The organism is Phaeobacter sp., assembly GCF_022825805.1.
Lineage (GTDB): Bacteria > Pseudomonadota > Alphaproteobacteria > Rhodobacterales > Rhodobacteraceae > Phaeobacter.
This window is the reverse complement of sequence record NZ_JAJDWC010000081.1, coordinates 39,985-65,991: the sequence shown is the minus strand read 5'-3', so window position 1 is coordinate 65,991 and position 26,007 is coordinate 39,985. Positions and strand designations below refer to the sequence as shown.

18 protein-coding genes are annotated in these 26,007 nt (G+C 61.3%); 7 read left to right on the top strand and 11 right to left on the bottom strand.

All coding sequences use genetic code 11. From position 1 onward, the window contains the following. Window positions 1-77: 77 nt before the first annotated feature. A complete protein-coding gene (locus Q0C28_RS09015; protein WP_293574982.1) occupies window positions 78-362 on the bottom strand; it encodes a hypothetical protein in 285 nt (94 codons plus the stop codon). Beyond that, window positions 359-2,095, bottom strand: coding sequence for an ABC transporter transmembrane domain-containing protein (locus Q0C28_RS09010; protein ID WP_293574980.1), 1,737 nt, complete (start codon window positions 2,093-2,095; stop codon window positions 359-361). The genes Q0C28_RS09015 and Q0C28_RS09010 overlap by 4 nt, the downstream gene beginning before the upstream one ends. Window positions 2,096-2,287: 192 nt before the next feature. Between Q0C28_RS09010 and Q0C28_RS09005 the strand changes: the two genes are divergently transcribed. The 3 genes from Q0C28_RS09005 to nagA all read left to right on the top strand — a co-directional run bounded on the left by Q0C28_RS09005 (window position 2,288) and on the right by nagA (window position 8,889). Continuing rightward, window positions 2,288-6,493, top strand: a complete 4,206-nt coding sequence (locus Q0C28_RS09005; RefSeq protein WP_293574978.1) for a PA14 domain-containing protein — start codon at window positions 2,288-2,290, stop codon at window positions 6,491-6,493. Between the two features lie 333 nt (window positions 6,494-6,826). Then, on the top strand, window positions 6,827-7,729 hold the full coding sequence (locus tag Q0C28_RS09000) for a BadF/BadG/BcrA/BcrD ATPase family protein (protein WP_293574976.1): 903 nt from the start codon (window positions 6,827-6,829) through the stop codon (window positions 7,727-7,729). After that, window positions 7,726-8,889 carry an N-acetylglucosamine-6-phosphate deacetylase gene (gene nagA, locus Q0C28_RS08995; protein WP_293574975.1) on the top strand — a complete coding sequence of 388 codons (1,164 nt, stop codon included), beginning with the start codon at window positions 7,726-7,728 and terminating at the stop codon, window positions 8,887-8,889. The genes Q0C28_RS09000 and nagA overlap by 4 nt, the downstream gene beginning before the upstream one ends. A gap of 43 nt (window positions 8,890-8,932) precedes the next feature. Here nagA and Q0C28_RS08990 read toward each other — a convergent pair whose 3' ends face one another. After that, window positions 8,933-10,423, bottom strand: a complete 1,491-nt coding sequence (locus Q0C28_RS08990; RefSeq protein ID WP_293574973.1) for an AarF/ABC1/UbiB kinase family protein — start codon at window positions 10,421-10,423, stop codon at window positions 8,933-8,935. 350 nt (window positions 10,424-10,773) lie between these two features. On the opposite strand from Q0C28_RS08990, the gene Q0C28_RS08985 reads away from it, so the two are divergent. Further along, entirely contained in the window at window positions 10,774-12,831 is a 2,058-nt protein-coding gene (locus Q0C28_RS08985) for a transporter substrate-binding domain-containing protein (protein ID WP_293574971.1), read from the top strand. Between the two features lie 102 nt (window positions 12,832-12,933). Here the strand turns inward: Q0C28_RS08985 and Q0C28_RS08980 are convergent, their stop codons facing one another. Together Q0C28_RS08980 and Q0C28_RS08975 are read right to left on the bottom strand one after the other, a co-directional pair. Beyond that, on the bottom strand, window positions 12,934-14,010 hold the full coding sequence (locus Q0C28_RS08980) for a ParB N-terminal domain-containing protein (RefSeq protein ID WP_293574969.1): 1,077 nt from the start codon (window positions 14,008-14,010) through the stop codon (window positions 12,934-12,936). After that, entirely contained in the window at window positions 14,003-15,382 is a 1,380-nt protein-coding gene (locus Q0C28_RS08975) for an AAA family ATPase (protein ID WP_293574967.1), read from the bottom strand. Before Q0C28_RS08975 ends, Q0C28_RS08980 begins: the two co-directional genes overlap by 8 nt. A 756-nt stretch (window positions 15,383-16,138) precedes the next feature. On the opposite strand from Q0C28_RS08975, the gene Q0C28_RS08970 reads away from it, so the two are divergent. Continuing rightward, window positions 16,139-17,470: a replication initiation protein gene (locus Q0C28_RS08970; RefSeq protein WP_293574965.1), complete on the top strand. Its 1,332-nt coding sequence runs from the start codon at window positions 16,139-16,141 to the stop codon at window positions 17,468-17,470. Window positions 17,471-17,567: 97 nt separating this feature from the next. On the opposite strand, the gene Q0C28_RS08965 is transcribed toward Q0C28_RS08970, so the two are convergent. Together Q0C28_RS08965 and Q0C28_RS08960 are read right to left on the bottom strand one after the other, a co-directional pair. After that, window positions 17,568-20,012 carry a YbcC family protein gene (locus tag Q0C28_RS08965; RefSeq protein ID WP_293574963.1) on the bottom strand — a complete coding sequence of 815 codons (2,445 nt, stop codon included), beginning with the start codon at window positions 20,010-20,012 and terminating at the stop codon, window positions 17,568-17,570. Between the two features lie 17 nt (window positions 20,013-20,029). Beyond that, the gene (locus Q0C28_RS08960; protein ID WP_293574961.1) at window positions 20,030-21,580 is read right to left on the bottom strand and encodes a proton-conducting transporter membrane subunit; all 1,551 of its coding nucleotides are present in this window, start codon (window positions 21,578-21,580) and stop codon (window positions 20,030-20,032) included. A gap of 116 nt (window positions 21,581-21,696) precedes the next feature. On the opposite strand from Q0C28_RS08960, the gene Q0C28_RS08955 reads away from it, so the two are divergent. Further along, window positions 21,697-22,587 (top strand): LysR family transcriptional regulator, encoded by an 891-nt coding sequence (locus Q0C28_RS08955; protein WP_293574959.1) that lies wholly within the window; start codon window positions 21,697-21,699, stop codon window positions 22,585-22,587. Window positions 22,588-22,662: 75 nt separating this feature from the next. Here Q0C28_RS08955 and Q0C28_RS08950 read toward each other — a convergent pair whose 3' ends face one another. The 4 genes from Q0C28_RS08950 to Q0C28_RS08935 are packed head-to-tail and all read right to left on the bottom strand — an operon-like array spanning window position 22,663 to window position 25,324. Continuing rightward, complete coding sequence (locus tag Q0C28_RS08950) at window positions 22,663-23,526, bottom strand: TonB family protein (RefSeq protein WP_293574958.1); 864 nt, start codon at window positions 23,524-23,526, stop codon at window positions 22,663-22,665. Then, window positions 23,523-23,906 (bottom strand): biopolymer transporter ExbD, encoded by a 384-nt coding sequence (locus tag Q0C28_RS08945; protein WP_293574984.1) that lies wholly within the window; start codon window positions 23,904-23,906, stop codon window positions 23,523-23,525. The genes Q0C28_RS08950 and Q0C28_RS08945 overlap by 4 nt, the downstream gene beginning before the upstream one ends. Before the next feature lie 7 nt (window positions 23,907-23,913). After that, window positions 23,914-24,291 (bottom strand): biopolymer transporter ExbD, encoded by a 378-nt coding sequence (locus Q0C28_RS08940; RefSeq protein ID WP_293574956.1) that lies wholly within the window; start codon window positions 24,289-24,291, stop codon window positions 23,914-23,916. A gap of 4 nt (window positions 24,292-24,295) precedes the next feature. Then, window positions 24,296-25,324 carry a MotA/TolQ/ExbB proton channel family protein gene (locus tag Q0C28_RS08935; RefSeq protein ID WP_293574954.1) on the bottom strand — a complete coding sequence of 343 codons (1,029 nt, stop codon included), beginning with the start codon at window positions 25,322-25,324 and terminating at the stop codon, window positions 24,296-24,298. A gap of 293 nt (window positions 25,325-25,617) precedes the next feature. On the opposite strand from Q0C28_RS08935, the gene Q0C28_RS08930 reads away from it, so the two are divergent. Next, complete coding sequence (locus Q0C28_RS08930) at window positions 25,618-25,941, top strand: Dabb family protein (protein ID WP_293574952.1); 324 nt, start codon at window positions 25,618-25,620, stop codon at window positions 25,939-25,941. The last annotated feature ends 66 nt before the right edge of the window (window positions 25,942-26,007 follow it).

Here is a 26,007-nt window from a genome sequence, read left to right as displayed (position 1 = left end):
CCGCTTCGACGCGTGCGAACGCAGCAGCCCAAATCTCCAGTCGCCTACGGCTCGTTCCGATTTGGGCTGCTGCGGTACTAACTGAAGCGGACAATTGGCATGTTACCTACACCGGACAATTCAGAATGTTCTCGACACACCAGAGCCGGGCATTCATCATCGGTGATCTGCCGCTCTTTGCACCTGGTGCGCACGAACGGCACCTTCAGGTTCTCCAAGGTCTGCACCAGATCGGTCGGGCTCAGATGCTCCGACATATGGGGAAACGCCTCGGCGATGGTGTCATCGCTGTTCTTCCAACCGCCAACTAACAGCAGATGCTTCAACAGAAGGTTGGCATCCTGAGTTGTCACCATGCTCATGCCACGTCCTTTCTCAGTGCCTGCGCCTCATGGGCATCTGCTTTGGCATCCGCCTCCCAGGCATTGATGTCGTCCTGGTGCAGGTCAATCAGCTCTGCGGTGACCGTCGCCAACCGCTTCATGCGGGGATCGGGGCTGTCGATCACCAGGGTCGGGCTGTGTTCAAGCGTGGCAAGACAGGCCGCCAAAGCATCCCGTTCGCGCGTGTCCAAAACAGCTGTCGGCTCCCGCATCAGCAAGATCCGTGGCTGCAGCGCCAACACCCGGGTCAGGGCAATCAGCTGGCGATTGACCGGATCATTTTCAAATCCGCTGCCCTGCCCCAGCGCCGTGTTGTACCCCATGGGCAACCGATGCACCCGCCGCTCCAAGCCCAGCTTTTCGGCAATCTCCTTGGCGCGCTCAACCTGCTCGGCATCGCCAAACGCAGAGATGTTTTCCAGCAGCGTACCCGACAAAATGGCCGGATCATCCTCCAGCACCACAATCGCATCACGGCCCCGTTGGGCCACCCGGTCCTGCGCTGGCAGACCATCAATGCGCAGCCGCCCGGACGCGGGCGGTCGCTGTCCGGTGATCACATCCTGCAGCGCCTGTGCAGCCCAATCTGACTGCGCCTCGATCACCAGAACCTCGCCCGGATGCACGGTCACAGACTCCATGCGCACAGCACCTCCTGCCGCGCTGCCCGTTACTGCGCTGCCTCCTAGTGTGCTGTTCTGGGTCAGGATCAGATCCGACAGATCAATCCGCCCCTTCAAAGGTTGCGCCACACCGGCCCCTCGCGGCACAGCAGGCAGCCCATCGATCTCCCGCAGTTTGCTCCAGGACACCGTAAGATTTTCCGACTGCACCCAAAGCGTCATCAACTTCGTCAGGGGCTGCACGATGCGTCCATTGAGCAGCATACAAGCCGCCAGTTCCGCGATGCCAATGAACTCCTGAATAACCAAATAGGCCCCAAGGAGCCCCATCGTCGCGACTGAAACCTGGCCAAAAATGGCCCCGAAACTCTGTGCCAATCCCGAAAAGCGGATCAGTTTGTGGCTGATTTCAACGGTCTGATCCTCCAGCAGTTCAAACCGCCGGGTCATCTGCCGTTCCATTCGGTTGGCTTTCACCGTTTGGCTCGCCGACAGCACTTCGGACAGGAAGGTATAGCGCCGGTTGTCCAGCCCCTTGCGCGCATCGAACAAAGCCCACTGCGCCCGCTTCATGAACAGGGAAAACAGCAGCACCGCTGCCAGCCCCGCAACGGGCACCAGCACCAGCCACCCACCGATCACCGCAACCATCAGCGCAAAAACCAGCGTGAACGGCAAATCGATCAGCAGCGCATGGTTCTGGCCAGCATGGTGATCACGCAGCTGCCCGATCGCGGAAAAGCGATCCAGATAGGCAGGCGGCGCCTCTTTCGCGAAGGCCTGCGGATCAGCCGCCAGGATCTTTTGCACAAAACGGCGGTTGTTGGATACGGCCGCACGCTCGGCAGAGGCGTTCAACAGCGTCGCCCGACTCCAGCGCAGGATGATCTCCACCCCGGCGCTCGCCACCAACAACAGCGTCAGCATCTGCAGCGTTTCCACGGATTGGAACGGAATAACGCGGTCAAAGATCAGCAAAATGACCACCGGCATCACCAGCGCGACCACGTTCAACGATAAGGACGCTGCCCAAACCGGCACTTTCACAGCGACCGAATTGCGCTGTCCGCTGAATTCATCCATTTCCATCTACGTCACCGTACCACCCGAATAAGTACCGTTAACGTCGCCGCAAATTCCTTTCGGTTTCCTAAACCCACGCCATCGTTTCGGGCGCACTTCGAGTCAAATTCTCCGCAGTTCGAGCCAAGAGATTAACGATTGGTCAATCCGTCGGCGCGGATAGTCCGCAGATGTGGTTTCGCACAAGGGGGTGTGACGATGGGTGAACAGTTCAAACCGGGCGCAATGACCGGCAAAGTGGCGGGCAATCAAAGCGCTAAGGACCAGGCCGAGAAAGAAGCCTTTGCCGCCCAGATGGCCAAAGGGGCCGAGATCGCCCCAGACGATCAGACGCGCAGCACGCTGCACACCGGCGCCCAGCAAGAAGGCGATATGGTGGACCATGGCAATGCCAATGGCGCCATGGGCCAGACCGCACCGGGCACCTCTGGCGACCCCCAAGCCGCTGCCACATCCACGCAAAATCCGTCTACGCCACAGCCAAACACCCCGGGCCAAGACGCCGCTGCGAACGCAAGCCAGACCACAACAGCAGCCGCCAACGCGCCTGCCACGGCCTCCTCAAACAGCGTGCCAACCGGCGGCACCAGTCCAAATAACGCTGACACCAATAGCGGGCAACCGGGCGATCAAACAGGCGGGCAAGCGCGCGGGCAAGAGCAAGGTCAGGGCGCCGCCCCGGCCGCTCAGCCTGATGGCAGCTTCCTTGGCGGCGGTGTTCCCTCTGGTCCGGCAGGAGGTTCGCAACCAACCGCGACACAAACGGATCCGGAGACTGCGCCAACAACCCCAGATACGGATCAAACCGACCCGGTCGAGCCGGATCCTGTCACACCGTCAGTGACACCCTCAACCCCGGACCAGACGACCGATCCAACCACCCCAACCGATGGCGACACATCAGGCGGATCCACAGATCCTGATGACACGACCCAGCCGGATACCGATGGGGAACCAGGCGGGGAAACCGGTGGCGATCAAACAGGTGATCCCGATGACGACACAGACGCCCCCGCGGTCGTACGGGGCCCAAGCAACCACGCGCCCGACGGGGTCTCTCTCTCCGACTCATCAGTCGATGAAAACGCCGATGGCGCCGTTGTCGGATCACTGTCGGCACAGGATGAGGACGCCAATGACACCCACAGCTACAGCGTCTCCGATGACCGGTTTGAGGTCGTCGACGGCCAACTGCAGCTGAAGGACGGCGTCACCCTCAACCACGAGGATGAGGCCGAGATCGACGTCCAGGTCACCGTCACAGACGCCGCAGGCACCAGCCATACCGAAGACTTCACCGTCGAGGTCAACGACCAGAACGACGCCGTCACTGGCGTGAACCTCGCAGGCTCTGCCGTCGATGAGAACGCCGATGGCGCCGTCGTCGGGTCACTCTCCGCGCAGGACGAGGACGCCAATGACACCCACAGCTACAGCGTCTCGGACGACCGGTTTGAGGTTGTCGACGGCCAGCTGCAGCTAAAGGACGGCGTCACCCTCAACCACGAGGACGAGGCCGAGATCGACGTCCAGGTCACCGTCACCGACGCTGCAGGGACCAGCCACACCGAAGACTTTACCGTCGAGGTCAACGACCAGAACGATGCCGTCACTGGCGTCAACCTCGCAGGCTCTGCCGTCGATGAAAACGCCGACGGTGCCGTCGTTGGATCGCTCTCCGCGCAGGACGAGGACGCCAATGACACCCATAGCTACAGCGTCTCCGACGACCGGTTTGAGGTCGTCGATGGCCAGCTGCAACTGAAGGAAGGCGTCACCCTCAACCACGAGGATGAGGCCGAGATCGACGTCCAGGTCACCGTCACAGACGCCGCAGGCACCAGCCATACCGAAGACTTCACCGTCGAGGTCAACGACCAGAACGAAGCGCCAACCAATCTCACCCTCGGGGGGGAGAGTGAAAATCTGGTGCAGAACGGCAGTTTTGAGGAATTCGATCTCAATGCCGGGCGCTGGCGGGCCTTCCGCGAGGATAATTCCGGCGGTTGGGACACGGACACCAGCATGGAGGTCTGGGATCAACTGGGCCGCACCCGCGCCTCTGACGGCGATCAGCACCTGGAAATGGACTCCGGGCGCGGCATCGACAGCATCAGCCAGACCCTGCAGACCAATGAAGGCCAGGTCTATGATCTGGGCATGGATCTGCGCGAACGGCTGACCAATGGCACCGACACGGTTGAGGTCTATTGGAACGACGAACTGGTCGGCCAGCTGGACCCGGACAGCAAGGAATGGACCACCTTCGAAATGCAGGTGGTCGGCACCGGCGAGGATAAACTGGAACTGCGCGAGGCCGCTGATCAGAACGACACCTACGGTGCCTTGGTCGACAATATCTCTGTCACATCGGTGCCGAATATGGTGGCCGAAAATGTCAGCGGTGCCATCATCAACCGGGTGAACTTCGAAGACCCCGACGCCGATGACAGCCATATGTTCGAGGTCTCGGATGACCGTTTCGAAGTGGTCGATGGGCTCCTGCGCCTGAAAGAGACCGCGTCGCTCGACTATGAAGAGGCCGCCGCGGTTGATGTAGAGGTCACGGTTACGGATTCAGGGGGGCTCTCGACCTCGGAAACCTTTACCGTTGGTGTCGCCGATATGGCGGATCTGACGGTTCAGACCGGGTTTCACGCGCAGTATTTCGATGTCGACCAACGCCTGTCCTCGCTGGACGATGTGGATTGGGACGCCGAACCGACCCATCAGGAACTGGTCACCGACATCAACTACGAAAACAGCGCCAATTCCTTCTGGGAAGGCGGTGACACCGAAACCTTTGGCGTGGAAATCAGCGGCGCCGTTCAGGTTGACGAAGGCGGCACCTACCGCTTCGATCTGGGCGGCGATGATGGCGCCCAACTGATGGTGAACGGTCAGCCTGTGGTCAAAAACGACGGCCTGCACGCCTATCAGACCAAATCAGGCGAGGTGACCCTTGAACCCGGCACCCACCACATCGAGGTGCGGTATTTCGAAAACTACGGCCACGCCGGGCTGAAGCTGGAGTGGGAAGGCCCCGGCATGGATGGGCCAGAGCTGGTCACCGCACCGGATATGTCCGAAGCACAGACCGTCTCGGGCATGCCCATCGCGATGAATGTCTCACACCCCGACAGCGGGTTGAGCGAGGACACCACCCTGGCCCTGGACGGACTGCCCCCGGGCACCGTGGTCGAGGTTGGCGGTGAAACCCTGATCGCGGATGCCGATGGCCATGCCGACATCACTGGCATGGACAGCGAAATGCTGATGATCACACCGCCATACGATTATGTCGGGGAGGTTTCTGCCAACCTCAGCATGAGCGACAGCAATGGCAACAACCCGATCAATCAACACATCACGATGGAGGTCGGCGAGGCCCAGATCACCGAACCCTCGGCTGCCATGGTCACCGGGTTCAAGGCCGATTACCTAGACGTCAATCACAGCATCGGCAAGCTGGATGACGTCGATTGGGACGCCACGCCAACCCATCAGGACCATCAGAGCGAGATCAACTACACCAACAGCCACGACAGTTTCTGGGAGGAGGGATCGAAAGATACCTTTGCCACCCGGATCGAAGGCAAAGTGACCGTGGAAGAGGGCGGAGACTATACGTTCTTCACCTCTGCCGACGATGGTGTGGTGGTTTATGCCAACGGCGAAGAGGTCCTGCGCGACGATGGCAACCATTCCTACCGTGGCGACTCCGGTCAGATCACGCTGGAACCCGGCACCCACGATATCGAAGTACGCTATTTCGAAAACTATGGCCGCGCCGGGCTGAAACTGGAATGGGAAGGTCCGGATTCCGACGGGCGGGAAGTGCTGCAAGCGGATCAAGACCTTGCAGTCGAGGTCAATGGCACACTGGACGTCGGCATTGATCTCTCCAATGCAAGCGACAGCGCAACCGTCGGGGTCGAAGGATTACCGCCGAACACTATAGTGACCAGTGGTGACAACGCCATCGTGACGGATGGCAACCCGGTTGATCTGTCCGGCTGGAACATCGACGCGCTGGAGGTCTCTCCGCCACCCGGTTACGAGGGGGAAATCAACGGCGAAATCACTGTCAACGATACCGCCTTCAATGGCGCGCCCGTCAGCAGCAGCAGCGAATTCTCGATCCCGGTGGGCGATCCGGAAACCGCACCCGATCCGGACCTGCCGGATGTGGATCCGGCCCCATCCGCAGCCGGAGCAGAAGCAGGCGCCGCCGACATGGGGGCCTGGGACGCGGCCGGCAGCGACGACGGTGGTGATGGCGGCGACGCGGGCGACGGCGGTGGCGCAGGTCAACCCGACGTGATGGCAGAGCCTGTCGTGGTGCAACAGGCACCCGAGGTGACGCAGATCAACACCGACACCTACGAGCGCACCGACTGGTAAATCCTGCGCATCCGGTTCAGCCCCCCGCAACTGGGGCTGAACCACATGGATCCGATCCGCAGCGCAAGCTGCGCCATCCAGACCACGTCTGGCATCGGTCCACCAGCAGGGCTTTGACCCGCATTTTCAGCCCGGTGTTCTGGCCCGACGTCTTGGACTGTGTTTAAGCCGCTGTTCTAGCCCATGCGCGTGCCAGACCCCACGCGTGACCACCTCCCCCTGACAGGCGCCGCAGAACCAGGACTGCGCCAACGGCTTACCTCTGCGGTGGTATCGCCAATGCGCTGATCAACAGGTCTTTCTCTCGGCCCGCCAATGCTTTAGCCATTGGATATGCTTGATCCCGCTCTCAACCCCGTCCTTGCCGTCGATGGTGGTGGCAGCCACTGCCGCCTGGTTCTGGCCAACGACACCCGGCAGATCAGCATCCAGACCGGCCCCGCCAATGTCACAAGCGACCGAGCGGCCGCCTTGGCGCAGATCACGGATGGCCTGCAGCAACTGGCAACTGCCGCCGAGATCAGCACCGACGCGCTCCACACCCTGCCCGCCTATTTCGGCCTTGCAGGGGTGACCAGCACCCAGATTGCGCAGGACATCGCTGCCGCCCTGCCCTGCCCCCACGCCCGGGTCGAAGAGGACCGCGCCGCCGCTCTGGCAGGCGCCCATGGCCTATGCCAAACTAGGCGCGATGGGGCCTTGGCTCATTGCGGAACCGGCTCTTTTCTGGGTCTGCAACTGGGGGCAAGCCGCCGCTTTGCGGGTGGTTGGGGTCCGGTGCTGGGCGATCCCGCCAGCGCGCCCTGGTTGGTGCGCCAGATCTTGGCCCGCTGCCTCGATTGCTGCGATGGGCTCTATACGCACAGCGCCCTGACCCAGCATCTGCTGGCAGAACTTGGTGGCAGCGATGGCATCATCGCCTTTGCCCAGACCACCAGCCCCAGCGTGATGGGCCAATTGGCCCAGCAGATCACCACCGCCGCCACCGCAGGGGATAGCCACGCCATAACGGTGCTGGAAACCGGTGCTGCCCGCCTGCTGGCCGATCTGCAGCGCCTTGGCTGGCTGGCCGACACCCCGCTCTGCCTGACCGGCGGCGTCGGGCCACAGCTCGCGCTCTATCTGCCGCAAGCCGTGCAAGCCAAACTGCTGCCACCACTGGCCACCCCACTAGAGGGCGCGCTGATCCTGGCCCGCCAGTTTCGCGCAGAGCTACAAACCAAGGGGGAGCTATGATGACAGCGCAGATCTACGTCAACGCCCGCTTCTTTGATGGCGATCACCTGCACGAACAGACCGCCATCCGCGTGGCAGAGGGCTGCCTCAGCGATATGGGTCCGATCGCCCTGCAAAAAGACGGCCAGCGGATCGATATCAACGGGGATATCATCGCCCCCGGCTATGTCGATCTGCAAGTGAACGGCGGCGGCGGCGTGATGGTCAATGACACCCCAACACCCGAAGGTTTGGGGCAGATTGCAGCGGCGCACAGCCGTCTTGGCACGGCCGCTCTGCTGCCCACCCTCATCACAGCCAGCTATGACACCACCGCCGCCGCCATCTGGGCCGCCAAAACCGCCCTGGCCAATGGCGTGCCCGGCGTCGCTGGCCTGCATCTGGAGGGCCCCCACCTCGACCCGCAGCGCAAAGGTGCGCATGACGCGGCTCTCATCCGCCCGATGACGGCGGCAGATCTCGACCTGCTGATTGATGCGGCCCAGACCCTGCCTGCGTTCATGCTGACCATCGCCCCGGAATCCTGCACCACAGATCAGGTCGCACAGTTGGTACAGGCTGGTGCGGTGGTGTCCCTGGGGCACAGCGCCTGCAACTATGACACCGCCCTACGCTACGTTCAGGCCGGGGCGCGCTGCGTCACCCATCTGTTCAACGCCATGAGCCCCCTGACCAGCCGAGAACCCGGCCTGGTCGGCACCGCGCTCGACCGACCGGAGCTGAGCGCAGGGGTGATCGCAGATGGCATCCATGTCCATCCGGTCACCCTGCGCCGGGCCTGGGCTGCCAAACAGGGCCCCGGACAGCTGTTCCTGGTCACGGATGCCATGGCCGTGGCCGGAACCGATCTGGATCATTTCCACCTTGATGGCCGCCGCATCAACCGCGACCGCAGCGCATCATCGCAGGCGCCCTCCAGGCTGACCCTGGCAGATGGTACGCTGGCTGGCGCTGATCTGGACCTGACGCAGGCGTTGCGACTGTTGCATCACGAGGTTGGGGTGACCCTGCCCGCGGCCTTGGCGGCCGCAACCTCTGTGCCCGCCGATCTGATGGGCCTGTCTCATGTCGGGCGGTTGCATCTGGGCCAGCCGCTGCGCCACCCGGCCGCGATGATCCGGATCGCCAGCGACCTCAGCTGCGTCACCCCGCTGGTATGACCACAAAATACGTCTCTAAAGAACACTTTTGGCGCAAACCACGCTACTCGGCGGCGGCGATATCCGCACGCGTATAAGGGTCCAACAGGCTCGCCAGATCGACCTGCGCCGCCAACCGCGTGGCCAGCAGAACCAGCCCCCCCAATTTGCGCTGCACAAACAGCACATCCATCGGCACGGGCGGCGGTGCCATACCCTCTTGCACCATTGCCATCCCCTCAGCCTGCAACTGCTGCGCCAAGGAGGTGTCCGCGAAATCGAAATTGCCCGGCTGGCGCAGGACACCCAGCACCTGCTCGATCATCGCCAGCAACCGCGCTCGGTGATCCGCCCGCAGATCCTGCGGCAACAGGCCAAGCGCCCCGGCAGCCCGCTCAATTGCAAAAGGTGTGCGCTCCACCAACCCCGCATGCAGCAGATTGCGATAGCCCGTCACAGTGGTAGGGTCCAATCCGCGCGTGGCACCAAAATCCAACAGAACAATACAGCCAGTGTCCGGCTGCCAAAGGTAATTGGCAAAATTCGGATCGCTTTGCATGACGCCAAATTCGAACAGCTCCCGCAGCATCAGCGCCAGCAGATCGCGGGCAATACCGTCGCGCTGCAGCCCCGCGGCAGCCACCGCCTGTTCGATCGGTTGACCCTGCATGAACTGCATCACCAACACGGATCCGGTGGACAGATGCGGATAGTGACGCGGCACCAACAGCCGCGCGTCCCCCTCCAGCCGGGCCGCATAGGCCGCCATCTCCTGCGCCTCGCGCCGGTAATCCACCTCTTCATGCAGCTGTTTGCGGGCCTCGATCAGATAGGGCTCCAGATCAAAACCCGGCGGGAACACCCGCGCCGCCCGCAACAGGCTGCCCAGATTGGACAGATCACTGTCGATACTGCGCGCAACACCCGGATATTGCACCTTGATCGCGACCTCTTCGCCGCAGGGCAGCACCGCCCGATGGACCTGGCCAATGGAGGCCGCTGCAATCGGGCGCACGTCAAAGCGGCGAAAGCGTTTCTGCCAGCCCGGCCCCCATTCCGCATCCAACACCTGTTTCAGCTGTTTGGGCGGCATGAAATCCGCATCCGCGCGCAGACGCGAGAGGATCTGGGACAGCTCCTCTGGCAACAGATCGCCCGCATCCATCGACAGCAGCTGGCCCATCTTCATCGCCGCCCCACGCATCCGCGCCAACTCTTGCGTCAGCCGCGATATCGCCGAGGGTGTCAGGATCAACTGGCGCAGATCCGGCCTCTGCCCGCGCAACAGCTGCGCAGCACCATCCAACGCCACGCCACCTGCGATCTGGGCCGCCATGCCCCCCATACGCGCCACCCGCTGCAAACGGCCCGACGGGATCGCCACCGCGCGCCCCGCCCGCGCATCGCTTGCGCGCTCGTCTGTGCTACGGCTGCCATGGGTCAAGGCCACGTCAGGCCCGCCATTTGCATGATCAGATGCGCCGTCAGCACTGTGGACAGCGCGGCTTTGCAACCGGTCACCGTTTGCATCGCGCGGCGTATCACCTTGGGACATGGTCTTTGACCTCTGCTCGACTGCCGTTGGGGCCGGTTAACCGCCACATTTATCTGGCGGGTCATGCAAACATGGAAACATCACAGGTTCACGACCACCACGTGCGTTTTGATTACCCAAACGAATTATCTCGATCCGACCGCAGGTCAAACCGCGCAGCCCCAATCGGAACGGCCCTGCCCGACACAGGCATACGTCAACGCACCAGGGTCCCCGAATGTGCGGCATACGCCCTGATACCGCTAAAACTTGCGCCACTTGGTAAAAGTCAATTAACGATAGATTTACTTCACAACGTCAGATCTTAAATCTGGGTCACGATGAACCAGCCTGCCTTGAGGAACCTAAACTTGCGACGTCCTGCTCTTTTGCTCATGTGTTTCTCCTTGCTGCTGATGCTGGGGATAAGCCTGCCATTGGGGACCGAGGCACAAACCCGACCCATCCGGGTCAGCTATGGCGAATCCAACCCCTATGCCTTTACCGACACGGATGGCATCGCACGGGGCTATGCCATTGATTTATTTCGCCTGATCGCGGGCAAAGCAGGCTATGATGTCCGCTTCATCCCTGCGCTCAACCCTGCCGGACAGCTGCAAACGCTACAAGACGGGCGGGCGGATGCCACCACCATGATGGCCCTCAGCCCAAGCCGGTTGGAGAACACCATCGCCACCGATCCGGTGTTTGATTTCGAAATCAACGCCTTTGTGGTCAAAGAGTCGGATATCACGCAGATTGAACAGTTAACAGGCGGCTCAATCGGAGCGGTAAAAGGTAGCTTTTCGTTGTCACGCGCCAAGGCGATCCCTGGCGTGACCATCGTCGAATTTGACACCGCCGATGACATGGTTATTCCACTGCTGTCCGGGGATCTCGACGCTGTTGTTTCCGCCCCGGCCAATCTGCTGAAACGCCTGCGCGAATTGTCGATCGACACCCGCGTCACCGCCTTGGAACCCGCCCTGACCTCCAGCCCTGCGGGCATCCTGCTGCCCCCGGCCAAAACCGCACTGCAAGCCGCATTGAACGAGGTGCTGCGCAATGAGATCAGCGCCGATGACCGCCAGAAACTGCTGGAAAAATGGTACGGTCGCGACACCAGCATGTTTGATACCGAGGCGTTCCGCTGGTTTGTCGGCATCACCGCAGCCCTGTTGCTGGTCCTGATTTTCTTTGCCTCCCGCGCAGTGATTTACCGCCGCCGCTCCGAAAACCTGCAGCGTGTGCACCGCGCCGATCAACTGCTGATTGGCGCCCTCGACCAAGTGTCCGCCGCGATTGTCATTTTCGACAAAAACCTGCGCGCTGTGCATTGGAACCAGGGGTTCGAAGAGGTGTTCCCCAAAATGGTCCCTTCCCTGAAAGCCGGCGAAAACATGCGCGATATGTTGATGCGCTCCTACACCAACGGGACCGTGCCAAACGACTGGACCATGGAACAGACCGCCGCCCATGTTGATGGCGTCCTGCGCGATATGCGTTCCGGGGCCAACAAAACCCGCATCGTGCGCATGGACGATGGACGCGTATTCCAGGCCACTGATATGCCACTTGGGAAAAACCACTTCGGCACCATACGAGTGGACATCACCCATATCCAGGAACAACAGGATCTGATCCGCCAGCAAGCCACGACGCTGGAGGCCGCCAACGAAAAGCTGCGCACCTTCACTGCCATCGCGGCCCATGATCTCAAAACGCCACTGTTCAATCAGATCAACCTGCTGGAATTCATCACCGAAGACCTGCAAAGCGCGAACATCACCCTGCCCGCAGAGGTGCAGGACAATTGGCAAGAGCTGGAGATGGTGACCCGCCAGATGCTGCGGCTGATCCAGGATCTGTCCGTCTACGCAACAACCGAAAGCGAAAGCCAAACCACCGAACGCTTCTCCCCCTCCCTGCGCCTGCAAGAGGTGTTGCAGGTGGCGCAGCCCCGGACCGGATTTCAGATCACCATTCAGGACGATATCCCCGATCTCGTGGTCAATCCGACGGCCTTTGAAATGGTCATGCGCAATCTGCTGAACAATGCCATCAAACACCATGACAAGGATTTCGGCCGCATCAGTGTGCGCTGCGAAACCCAGGCAGATCAGGTCATCCTACAGGTTCAGGACGACGGACCCGGCATCCCGGAAAACCAGCGCGAGCAGGTATTTGAACCGTTTCAGCGGCTGTCTGCACGAACCGACGGCTCTGGTCTCGGGCTCGCATTCATTCGCAAAACCGTCGACAGCTGGGGTGGCAAGGTCTGGATCAGTTCGGCGACCCCGCGCGGGTCAATCTTCTCGATCAGTTTCCCCAGATCCGCGCAGGCTGTTGATGCGTCAACCCCAACTGCCAGTACGTCCCAGACAATGGCGGCGAATACGGCGGTGGCACAGATGCCCAAAACAGGCTGACCACTGCCACGCCCCTGCCCGCGCCCCTACCCGGCCTTTGCCCACTAGAATTTCAGCCCTCCAGAGTGCGGGGCCTCACGGTTGCGGGCAAAGGCCTGGGGCCTATTGGTGATCCAGCTTCTGCGCGATCATCAGCAGCAGGGCATCTGCCTCCTCACTCGACAGGCTGCGCCCTTTCAGATCGATACGCAACGCTGTCGGTGTTACCTCCGCGCTCAGCGCACCGCCGCCAGACAGCTGGCGCATCGACAAACGCGTCACCTGGCGCGGACGACCACCCCGAGGTTTCGGATCCGACGCCGGTTCCAGCCCGGCCAGGGCCTGCTCCAGCAATCGCCATTCTGCGCGCTCATCCTCGGGCCCGGCTCCGGCAAGCGCCGCTCTCAACGCGCCCTGCCCGCCTGCCCGCAAAGCAGCAGCCAGCTTCAGCCCCGCCTTTTCAGACAGCGCATTAGGATAGCGCAGCAGATCGCCTAACCCTTCGTGCACAGCAGCGAAACTGCGCACTTTGGAGCGTTTCGCCTTTGACGCGGCCGCAAACAGGGTTTCAACTGCGGCTTCGACGGTATCAAACACCCCCTGCCCCACAACCAACACAGCAATCCGCCCCCGTTCGTATGGCGACAGATTGGCGCGCAGTTCGTTTTCCTCCACCATCGACACATAGGCATCCGCGCTTTGTGCGCCGCGACGGATAAAGGCCGGGATCGATTCAAACCCAGGTTCGATGCGGTTCAACCGGGCAAACGCCTCCAGCCGCCGGAACCCGGATACCAGACCAAAACTGCCCTCGTTTTCGACCAGCTCAATGGGGCTGCGCAGCCCGTTAACGCGGATGGAGTTCTGCAACTCCTCCATGTCACTTTCGCTCAGCTGGGTGCGATCACGGCGCAGATAATCGCGATCAATGGTGTTGAGCGACACCAACCGCACGATCTGCCCCGCATCATCCGCAGCGCGCCATTTGTCGGCATCTGCCTTGTCGCGCGCCACCTCAACCCGGTCCGCAACAGAGGTCATCGCATGCATTTGCGCGGCTTCGGCCGAAACCTTGGCGATTGGCGGCGCGCTCTGGGCAGGTGCCTCAAAGGGGTTGATCCCCGGTTTCGCCGCGAAACCTTCTTCGATCTTTTCGATCTCCGCTGCGTCCGGGGCCATCAGTCGTCTGCGTTTAGCCATCTTGCGGTGCCTCCTCCATTTGGGTGTCCCGCCACCAGCTGCCGATAAGCAGCTCTTTGAATTCTGCGTAGGTCCGGTCAAAAGTTTCTCTACCGCGTACGTAGGTATCGCGGTTGAAGTCACGATAGTCCGCTTCATAGATTCCATTCACTTGTTCTCCGGCTTGGCCCACAAGAGCTGTGACATCCTGACGGTAAGCGTTCATGAAATCGCCGAAGTAAGCTTGGATCACGTTCGCCATGTCCGTCTGCTGACTGGCGTCAAAGCGCGTGATCAGCGCTCTTACTACATCCCATTCAAATTTAATTTCTGGTAACCCTGCCGCACGCTGTGCAACGTTCTCGCCTTCCTCAATGGAAGCGAACGTCGAATAAAGCATGTCGAAAAACCGCCCCGTGCTGTCAAACTCCAGGAACGATGCCCCAAGCGGCACCAGCAGAATATCCGCCGCCGCAAGCGCATTGATCGTCAGATAGCCAAGGGCAGGCGGGGTATCGAGGAACACGATATCGTAGTCATCCAGGATGCCCTCTTGTTCCAGAAAATTGCTCAGCGCATCCCAAAGCGGCCAGCTGCGCAACCCCATGCGCCAGACCGGGATCTGGAACTCCGCCCAATAGAGGTTCAGCTGCGCGCCGATCAGATCAATGTTGGACCAATGGGTTTTCTGGATGACGTTTCGCGACGAAACTTGCAGGGCTTCGCTGAGCGTTTCATCTAGCGGCAGTTCCGGTTGCCCGGCTGCGGCGCGCACGGCGTTTTCCTCAACCACGGCTTTGGCATAATCCTTGGCGATCAGTGGGAACACCGTTGACCACTCGTCCTCAACCTTACCGCCGAGGATGGAGGTCATTGACCCCTGGCTGTCGAGATCAATCACCAGCACCTTGTAGCCATCCAGCGCCGCGGACATCGCCAGATGCGCGGCTGTGGATGTCTTGCCAACACCGCCTTTGAAATTCGCAACAGCGGTCACCTTCGCCTGCGCAGTCTTTGGCCGGTAGGGCAGGTATTCTTTGGTGGAGACGCCTTCATTGGCAAAGTGCTGCCGCAGCAGCAGAACCTCTTCGAGGGTAAACCATTTTGATCCACCTTCACCCTCGCCCTGTGGCAGGTCGGGATTGTTTTTCAGCACACGGCGCAAATGCTGTGGGGCGACCGGGATCAGATAGCGGGTGATTTCCCAGGTTGAGAATTTGCGCAGGCGTTTTTCGCCATCCGGCGCATAGCCTCGGCGCGCCAGATCCTCTCGGCCTTTGGTGCACATGGCAGCGGCTTTGGCGAAACGCGTGGTCTGGATCGGATCCGGCAATTTGTCAGCTGCGGCCTTTGGGTCCAGATTGAAATAGGGCGGCAGAGGGGGAGAGGTCATTGTGCTGGATCTCACTGCATGTTTTGCATTTTTGCTTATGTGCAGCAGAATAGGAAACATATCCGGATCTGCCTAGAGCTGACGGACCCAAGTGACATATTTTTTCAGGTGCCTTTCCCCGGTTTCGCGGCGAAACTGACCATATTCCAGGGGTTTGCCTTGAGAACTTGCGAAAATTCCAATCAAAGAAAAAACACAAGCACACTAAAACGTTTGAATCTTTTTATGAGTTTAAAGATTTTAGCCCCAGGAATATACTCAAAAACAATCGCTTAAGCCCCTTTGAGGACCCGGGTACGGGATCAATGGGTCCCATCTACAGGATGAATGGCACCCATATACAGGATTTAAGGGTCCTAACAGCGGGAACAAAGGTGCCGATTCTCGGGATCGACGTTTTTCTGTCTCTCTCATTTTGGCATATCACGCCAGGATCGCTGAGCGAGCGCTCTGGACTCTGACTGCGGTGTTTTTGACACTATTGCGGTCATTTTAGACCCTGGCGCTCACGGCGCGCTGTGGCGCTCTGCGGGGGTTTGTGCCGATGGAGCCCCACCACCCGATTCGAATTTCATGCGGTGCGGCGCGGTTTGCAGCCAGGCCATATCCTGCAGATGGGTACCTTTCGGAACCGGGTCGCTGGCGTTGGCCTGAGCTGCGTCATTTCTTAAAGGCACCCATCGGCCAATTGCAAACGGGTTCCTTTTTGCGGTCTGTTGTGCGACAGTTGCGGTCATAACAAAGAGCAACGATTCCATGGCAGAGCAAGTGTTTGACAGCGACCGGCTGACCGGCGCGCTGACCCGCGAAACGGTGAAGAAGAATGTCGCCGCCATTCACATCAGCGGCAAGCTGACCCTGTTGCAGCGCAAGCTGTCGAATGTCCTGTTGCTCAATGCCTATGACACGCTGACCTCGGCACGCAGCCACACCATTGATGCGCGCACGCTGGCAATGATGGTCGGCTATAATTCCAACGATATGGACAGTCTGCGCGCCAGCCTGCGGGCGCTGGCGGAAACCGTTGCGGAATGGGATATGCTGGACGAGCAGGGCCACCAGGAATGGGGGGTGTCTTCGCTGCTCAGTTTTGCGAAGCTGAAGAATGGCGTCTGTGAATATGCCTATTCCCCGGCGCTGGCGCTGAAACTGCATGACCCCAAAATCTATGCGCTGATCAACGTGAAGATCCAGCGCAACTTCTCCTCCGGGCATGGGCTGGCGCTTTATGAAAACTGCTACCGTTTTGTGCGCACCGGATCGACCGGGTGGTGGTCGCTCGATATTTTCCGCAAGTTGATGGGGGTGGATGGCTCCGCCTATTATGAGAGCTTCAAACATCTCAATGCGAAGATCATCAAACCCGCGGTGGCAGAGGTCAACAAAAGCTCTGACATTATTATTGAACCACAAACGCGCAAGAAGGGCAGGGCGGTCAGCGACATTCGGTTCGTGATCCGTGAAAACCCGCAGATGGCGATGTTCCAGATTGATGACAGCGAAGGTCTGCGCCAGATCCCGGTGTATAAGGCGCTGCGCGGGCAGGGGGTGTCGGACAGGTTGGCGCGGCAGTGGATCACCGAACATGGGCAGGATTACGTGCAGGAGAAACTGGACTATGTGATCGGGCAGGACGGGGTGAAATCTCCGCTTGGCTACCTGCGGGCTGCGATCAATGGTGATTATAGCCAGACGGAGGCGGGGCAATCCGCGGCGCGTGTGCAAATGGATCCCGAAACCGAACAGCGCATCCTGGAGGCGCAGGCTGTGCGTGCGGCTGAGAAAGCGGAGGAAGACGCCGCCTTTGACGCGCGCCGGGCGGAACGGCAGGAACGGGCGCGACATCTGGATATTGTCGATGAACTGGTTTCGCGGCGAAACCCCACCCAACGGGATGCGGATCGGCGGTTGTTTCTGTCCGGGCTCGACAGCGATCTGGACCGTGAGCATTTTCGCCAACATGGTTGGCGTTCGGCGCTGAACGCTGCGGCGATCATTCGGTTCTGGCAGGAGCTGGAGCCCGATGCGTTCGATCCTGCTGCGTCCGAGACCGCGACTGAGGCTGGGGCTGGGGCCCCACCAAGTTAATCGACGTGGCCCAGTCCGATTTCTGTATTTACGCCGCAGCCCCGCCCCAAAGCGCATGGTGCGCTGGGACGGGACCAGTGGCATGCCGTGACGCGGCTTATTCTGCCGCGATGGTCAGCCCTTCTTTCTGCTGTGGTGTAGCAGTGGGCATTGGTGACCAGGTCAAATCGCCATCATAGCGCGCGGTTAGCTGGCCATCCTTGTCCATCGCGATGAGATGCAGCCAACGATTGTCGAACAGTGCGCGCACATTTGGGTGCCGTTTCAGGACGTCTGTCATGGCCTCTTGTGGTGCCTCGATGATGACGGACAGGCGCAGCGGATCGTGCTGATAGCCGTCGCCATCGTGGATCGATTGCCACGGCAGACCCGGTTTCAACGCACCGCTATTGCCCTCTAGCACGCCGATACCGCCAGCCACGTTGTGCAACAGTTTGTTGCCGCCGCCAAACAGATCGGGCGCAACGGTAGAGCCGTAGTATTGCAGGCTGATCCAGCTGGCGACCACCACGGGTGCGGTCATGATCAGCTCCAACACGCCAAAGCCATCGTCCGCGGTCCAGTCATAGCTGTGCAGGAACGACTGGCCTGCGAGGCTGGTGCCTTCGGTGCGACCGCGCGGCGCGGCCACAAAGGCGCGGCAACCGGCCAGGCCCCATTCCGGGCGCAGCTCGGCCCAGTCGCCTGCGCGGCGCAACACGTCCTTGCCGGTGTTGGCGCGGGGCAGGCGGCTTGCCCGTTCACTGCGCGCGAGTGCGCCTGCGGCTTTCAGCCAGCTGCGGATCTGGGTTAGCTCAGCCGCGAGGCGGCTGCCGGTTCCAGCTGGAAGGTCCTGTTCATAGAGCGTGACCCGATCGGTGGTGGTGTAGTGCAGCGCAGGCAGAAACACGGTATCCTGAGGGATGTCGATCCCCTGATCGCGCAGACCTGTCCGCACCGCGCTGTCGTTCAGCAATGCGGCCAGCAGGCGGGCATTGACGTCGCCAGCATAGCCACCACAGGCGCCGCAGTGCAGGGCGCTGGCGTGGGGGTTGTTGGTCACATCCGCACCATGCCCGGCCAAAAGCACAACCTTGGCAAATCCGTTGGTGAGCGACATCGCCGACAGAATGGTCCGGGCCATGGTGATGCGTTCGTCCAGGGAAACCGCGTCATCCAACTGTGGGGCAGGGTCCGCAGCGTGGCTGTGGCTGTGTCCGAAGGCATCACGCAGCAATTTGCCAGCATACACGGGACCCGTCGCTTCGACGAAGGCGAAGGAGGAGACCGCCGCCAGTTTGAACCGGCCCCAGGCGCGTTTGGCGCGGGCGGCGTAACGGCGGGCGAGATCCCGGTCCTGCGGTTCCTGCGCGGTTGAGGTGACACCGGGGTTCAGCAGGACGGGGCCACGGCCCTCGCAGACATCGGAACCTGCGCCAGAGTGGTTGGCCGCGAGGCCGAAAAATCCAGCAAATCCAATTGTTTGAATGGACTTATCCTGGGTTTCCAAGGCGCGGCGGAAGACTTCGGACCGGACATCGATGCAGAATGCGGCCTGAAGCGCAGGACGGCTGTCGTCTGCGCGGGATTCTGGCGTTGGGCGCGCGGCGAAGGTCGCCGACAGTTGGCGTTGCTGCGCCCGGTCACCGGCTTCCTGCAGGATGGCATCGATGACCAGATCCCGCGTGGGCGTGATCGGCGTTTCGTGGGCGGCGACAATGTCCTGCCACCGCGACTGGATCTGATCGCGGTACTGATGAAACAACGCCTCATCAAACACCATGCGAATGGCGAGCAGCTCTGCCGTGGTGGTGTCGCTTCCACCTGCCAGTTCCGCCTGCCACAGCAGGTAGCGGCCATATTGCGCCCAGCCTTCCAGCGTGATCAGCCAGCGGTGAAACGCGGTTGAGGCGGCTTCGAAGGTGATGCCGAGGGTTTCGGAGGCCCGGCCGATCGCACGCCATTGCGAGCGGTTGGTTGCGGATACAAAGGCGCCGAACCCTTTTAATCCGTGAATTTCGGGGGTCAGGTCACGAGAGGCAAACTGGCGCCACGCGGCAAAGGTGCCGCCGGTGCGATCCGGCTGCCACAGGGCCTGGCCCTGATCGAAATGGCTGGCGGCAAAAGCGCCGATCCGCTCCCGGACGAGGCTGGACCAATCGATGCCGGACACCTCGCTGGCGAGATCCGCAACGGTCGGAAGGGGGCTGATCTGTGCGCTTGTTTGCGGCTCGCTCTGCAGGGCCTGTTTCAGGTCGTCCAATGTGGGGGAATCAAAGGGGCCGGCCACAGCGGCGATCGCATCGCTGAGATCCGTTTCGGTCAGCTCGCCCTTGTCGAATTTGGCGCGCCAATGGTCCCGGCCCGGTGTGATCCGCTGGCCTGCCACCCGCGCCAAACGGGCGGAGGCGGTGGCCAGGGGCTCCTGACTTTGGCCGAGGAACGGGTTCACCGCAACGCTGGAGGTCAGCGGGAACAGCGGCGGGATCTGTTTGCCCGCGGTGTTGGCCATGCTCACCAGTTCGAGGAGAGCCGCAGGGTAGGTTTCGTGTTTCATAAACATCTGTAGGCGCTCCGTGTTCAGGTGGTGGCTCTGGCTGACCAGCCCTTGAGGATCCGGTCAAAAATCGCGTTGGCGTATAGTCCGTTGGACAGGTGGACCCGGAGCCCGGCCGCTGCGGGATGGGTGGCCCAGAGCGGGAATGTGGCCTGTGCGATGGCGACGAGACCAAAGCTGAGGAGGGCCAGGACGATCAGCGCCCATTCCAGCGGGCCGGGGGGTGGCGTTGCGGGCAATGTCCCGGCGGTGAGTTTCAACGCGATGATTTGCAGGACAAAATAGCTGACGGATGTGGCGGCGGCATAGATCACGGTGCGGCGGGTCAGAGCACCTGGGGCCGCATCGGCAAAGCCTTGTGCCAGCAGATAGGCCACACCGAAGATCAGGATCACCCCAAGGGCAATGGCCTGCACCGATTTGCCATCAAAGCCGAAGGTGCCGCCGACCAGCGCATAGATGGCGATGCCAATGCCGAAGGCCTGCATCACGTTGCGCCCGCTGGGGACCGCGACAGGGCCGGGGCGGCGGATGGCGGCCACGCCCTTGACCGCTTCACCAGCGCTGAGGAAGGCGTGCGCCTTGTAAAGAGAGTGGGCGACGATGTGCAGCAAGGCTAGCGGGAACAGCGCGAGGCCACATTGCATCATCATGAAGGCCATCTGCGCAATCGTGGACCAGGCCAGCGAGGTCTTTACCGCGGGTTGGGTGAGCATGACCAGTCCGCCAAAGAGTGCGGTAAACCCGCCGAGCATCACCAAAAGCGCCATGATCCCGGGGGCGATCAGCATCACATCGGCAAAGCGGATCAACAGGAAGCCGCCGGCGTTGATCACGCCTGCATGCAACAGGGCGGAGACCGGGGTCGGGGCTTCCATCACCTCGGTCAGCCAGCCATGCACCGGGAACTGTGCCGAGGCCAGAACCGCAGCCAGCGCGATCAGCAAGGCGGCAATGATGGTTGGCAGAGTGGGCGTGGCCGTGGACAGAACGGTGGCGATATCGGTGGTGCCATAGGTGATCACCAACAGCAGAACCGCGATGGCCAGGCAGATTTCACCGGCGCGAGCGACCACGGATTTTTTGCGGGCGGCCCGGCGGGCTGTGGTGCGTTCCGGGTAGAACAGCAACAGCTGGTGCAGGCTGAGACTGGTGGCAGCCCAGGCGAGCAGCAGCTGGATCAGGTTGCCGGACATCACCAGCAGCAGAACCGCGGCCAAGGTGGTCGCCATCCAGCCGGTGAAGGCGCCCTGGCGGGCCTCGCCGTCCATGTAGGTCGCGGCGTAGCGCAGCACGATCCAGCCAATGAAGCTGACCAGGCAGAGCATGGTGGCGCTGACCACATCGAGGCGGACCGACAGGCCCACCCCGAAGAGCCCCACCAGTGGTGAGCTGCCGGGGCCGGACATCACCAGCATCAGCGTGGACAAGGCAGAGACGGCAAATGTGGCCAGCGCGGCCCATTCCGCCTGACGCGGCAAAGCGCCGGGCCTTGTGCCTGGTGTGGAGCGGGCGCGCACCGCAATGGCGAGCAGGAACAAAGGTGCCAGAAGCGGCAGCAGATAAAGGAACATAGTGATCTCCCATCAGGCGGCAGCAGGTTTCTGCTGCGTTGCGGCGGTAGCTAGACCAGTTCCAGTATTTAGAAAAATTCATTGTTCGCATTGTTTCGTTCGACTAAAGTGAATGAATGCCATTGAACTATCATCACCTGCGGTATTTCTGGGCCGTCGCCCATGATGGGAATTTGACCCGCACGGCGCAGCGGCTGAACCTGTCGCAATCGGCGTTGTCGGTGCAGATCAAGCAGCTCGAAGAGCGGTTGGGGCATTCGTTGTTTGACCGGCGCGGGCGACAGCTGCACCTGACCGAGGCAGGGCGGATCACGCTGGATCATGCGGATGCGATCTTTGCCACCGGGCAGGAATTGATTGCGACTTTGCAGGATGCCGGGCGCAGCCGTCAGGCGCTGCGGGTGGGAGCCCTGGCGACGTTGTCCCGCAACTTTCAGATCGGGTTTTTGCGCCCGATGCTGGCGCGGCACGATGTGGAGGTGATTGTGCGCTCTGGCAGTCCGACGGAATTGTTGGCGGGTTTGGAGACGCTGAATCTGGATCTGGTGTTGATGAATCGGGAGCCGACGACAGACAGTCTAACCCCTTATGAAATACACCAAATTGCGGATCAGGCGGTGAGCATCGTGGGCACGCCTGGACGGTTTGATCCGGAAACCCCGGTGCGGGATCTGGTGGCGGAACACCCCTTTGTGCTGCCGACCACTGACAGCAGTGTGCGTACTGCTTTTGATGCGATGGCCAGCCGTTTGTCAGTGGTGCCGCAGGTGGTGGCCGAAGTGGACGATATGGCGATGATGCGACTGTTGGCGCGCGAAGACATCGGATTGGCGCTGGTGGCTCCGATCGTGGTGCAGGATGAGCTGACATCCGGGCGGCTGGTGGAAGCACGCGAACACCCGCGCATCCGCGAGACATTTTATGCCATCACGCTGCGACGTCGGTTCCCCAACCCTCTTGTGCAAGAGTTGCTGGCGGAGGGCGGCGTGGCGATTGGGGGGCAGTGATTTGAAACCGGTGATTTAAAACCTGCGATTGGGGGGGTAGCAGCTAAGTGACTGCGCCGACGACGTCGAAAACAACTATTTGAATTCGATTTCCACCGCGAATTCAAACCGCGGCTTGTCGAAACCCTTTGGGGCTTTGGGCAGCCGCCCGGCACTGGCCACGGTCCGCAGCACAGCCTGATCAATTGTGGCATTGCCTGACGATCGGGTTATGGCGCTTCTGAGCACAGTGCCGTTGCGATCAATCACAAGGTGAACTTTCGCTGACCCACTGTCGCGAACACGCTGGCGGCGTTTCTGGCGGTCAAGCCGGTTGCGAATTTTTGCCCCCCAAACCTGCAAGAGCTTGGCTTGGCGGCCACTGTCTCCGGTGCTGACCTGGCTGCTGCCGGAACTGCCAGCCTGGCTGCTGTTGCCGTTGCCCGCGGCGCGCTGTTTGGCGCGACCGGCTGTGGTTTGTTCAGCCTCTGCGGCTTTGGGTTGAGGTTCAGGCTTTGGTCTTGGTTTTGGTTGAGGTTTCGGCTCGGGTTTTGGTTCGGGTTTTGGCTCCGGTTTCGGTTCTGGCTTCGGAGCAGGCGGTGGTGGCGTGCTGTCCACAACGAGCAGATCTGGCAGATTGGGCTGCGCCATGGGGATCTGCGCCACGGTTGTGGGGGCCTGGGCCAGATCCAGTTGCGGCAGCTGTGGCGTTGGTATGTCCGCGTTCACGACAGGTTGGTCCGCTTGCACCTGGGAGGTGAGGCTGGGCGGAGTTTCCCAGTCTTCGACCATCTTCATGACCGTGGCGTTGACGGCCTCCAACGAGACCATTTCTATGCCGGCTTGGCCTGCGGCTTCGACGCCGGATTGCGGCATTCGGGTAAAAATGGCCAGATGCAACAGCCCAGCAATGGCTGCAAAAACAGCGAGTTCGGACAGGCGCAAAACAGGGTGGGTCATGGCTGGCGGACCACCAATTCTGCGCGGGCCAAACCTGCGGCGGCCAAATCGCGCAGAACGGTGGCGAGCGCTTTGGCCTCCAGCGCGGCATCCGCCCGGATCTGCAGGGTTGCGCCCGGATCGGTCTGGGCGGCCAACCGTGCTATCGCGGCCTCACCTTCGGCGCCATCAAAGTGGATCTTGTTGTCGGCGCTGATGAACAACACGGGCTCGGCGCTTGGTTCGGTTTCGTGCGTGGCCTCGGGTGGGGTGACGTCGAAGGGTTCCGGTTCTGCCAGACGCGAGGTCATCAGGAAGAAGATCAGCAGCAGAAACACCACATTGATCATCGGAACAATGGATTCAGAGCGCGGACGACGGGGTGGGGGGCTGAATTCCATCATCGGTTTATTCCACCAGGACGAAATTGCGGAACCCGGCCGCCTGCAGCAGCCCGGTGACGGTGGTGATCCGCTGCAGGGTCGCGCCGTCATGTCCGCGCAGGATGATCATGTCTTCGGGTTTGCTGGTCAGTGGCGTCAGCGTTGCGATCAGGGCGTCATCACCAATGGCAATGCCGTTCACCAGCAGGCCAGTGGTGCTGACGTCCACCAGCCGGGGCGGGCCATCATAGCTGCCGCCCTGTCCGGCCAGGGGAATTTGCAGCACGGCGTCGGTGCCAAACCGAGAAGCCAGCATGAAGAACACCAGCAGCAGAAAGACCACGTCGATCATCGGGGTCAGGCTGGGTTTGCGCCGCGGGCGTTTGGCCTCCAAAAGCTGCATTGGTTCACTCGGCGGCGAGTTTCAGATCGTGGGGCTGCTGGGCCACAAAGATCCGCGTTGCACTGTCTTCTAGATCCTGGCGAATGCGAGTGATCACGGATTCAAACCAGGTCAGCGCGGCAGAGGCGGGAATGGCAACGGCCATACCTGCTGCAGTGGTCAGCAGTGCCTCCCAGATGCCGCCGGCCAAGAGCGCGGGGTCGGCCTTGGAGCCAGCGGCCTGCAGCGCCTGAAACGCGGCGATCATGCCAAGCACGGTGCCGAGCAGGCCCAAAAGGGGAGCAATGGTGGCGATCAGTTCCAGCGCGCCCAGTCCGGTGCCTGCCGATGCCAGATGGCGTTTGGCCACCCGTGTGGTTTCCTCGCGGGCGCGGTCTTCTGGCAGGGATCTGCTGGCGTGGATCGCGGCGGCGACCACCTGGGAGCGAATGCCGCGGCGGCCTGCCACGATGCTTTGTGCGGTGGCGATATCTCCGGTTTCAAAGGCGGTGACGGCTTTGCCGGCTTTGCCCCGTGACCAGGCCCCGATGAGGGCGAGACGCCAGATTTTCCACAGGATGAGCGCCAGGGTCACAACAGAGAGGGCGGCAATGGCCCAAATGGATGGGCCGCCGTCGCGCAGGAAGGTCATGGCGTCATTTGCGCTGTCTTGCAGGATACCCTGGAGGTCTGCAGTCGCGCCTTCGGATGCTGTGGGGGCGGGAGCGGCGACTGTTGGCGTTGCCTCTGCGGGTGTCACAGTCGCCCTTTCCGGTGTCGCTGTGGGGGATGCAGTGGCAGACGCGCTGGGAGATTCTGAGGTTGGCGCCGCTGCAACACCCGGAGTGGTTACGGGTGCGCTCTGCGTCAGGCCGGGCTGTGTCAGACTGGGCTGCGTCAGATTGGGCTGCGCCAAGGTGGGTTGTTCCAGGCTTGGTTGCTCTAGCGTCGGCTGCACGGGTGCCGTGGCCTCCTGTGCGGCCAGTGGGGACATCATCAACGCAACAGACAGACCGCAAGACGCAGCAAGGGATCGGCGAATGAGGGAAATCATGAAATGCTCCGGCCACGAGAGGTGCACTTTACACCTTGGTTTGTTCATTATCCGGCTTGGATCAAGCGCCCTGGCGGGCCGTTGTCCTGGCGAAACACGTTCAAGGCCACAGGGCCCATTTGCGAGGGTTAAAAAAACCTATCGCTTTTGTCAAGAATAGGGCGCGTTGCGGCAGTTCGCTGCGATGACCTGCGGTTTGGTCCTGCGACCGTTCGGTCTGGTTTTCAGGATAGACAGCGCTGGTGTGCGGGACCAAGATGAGCGGATCAGCGGGGGTGAGCAGCAGGGGGCCGATGATGATCCGCCATATCGTTCTGGTTCGATTGCGATCGGGCGTCGAGGACCACGCCGTTGACGGGGTGGTCCGTGAGCTTGCGGCGCTGCAGTCTGTGCTGCCAGGTATTTTGTCCGTGTCCGGGGGGCGGAGCCAAAGCCCCGAGCAGATAGAGCGTGGTTATCTGCATGGGTTTGTTATCGATTTCGACAGTTGGGCCGCCTTGCACCGCTATCTGGAAGATCCCCGGCACAAAGAAGCCGGTCAGGCATTGGTTGCGCTATGTGAGGGCGGCGTCGAGGGCGTTTTGGTCTTTGACTATGAGGTCGATGTCGCGCCCTGATGCCGCCGGTTGATACCAGTTGGTTATGGGCCCAGTGATGTACCCGGTGAATTGTCCAGTGAATTG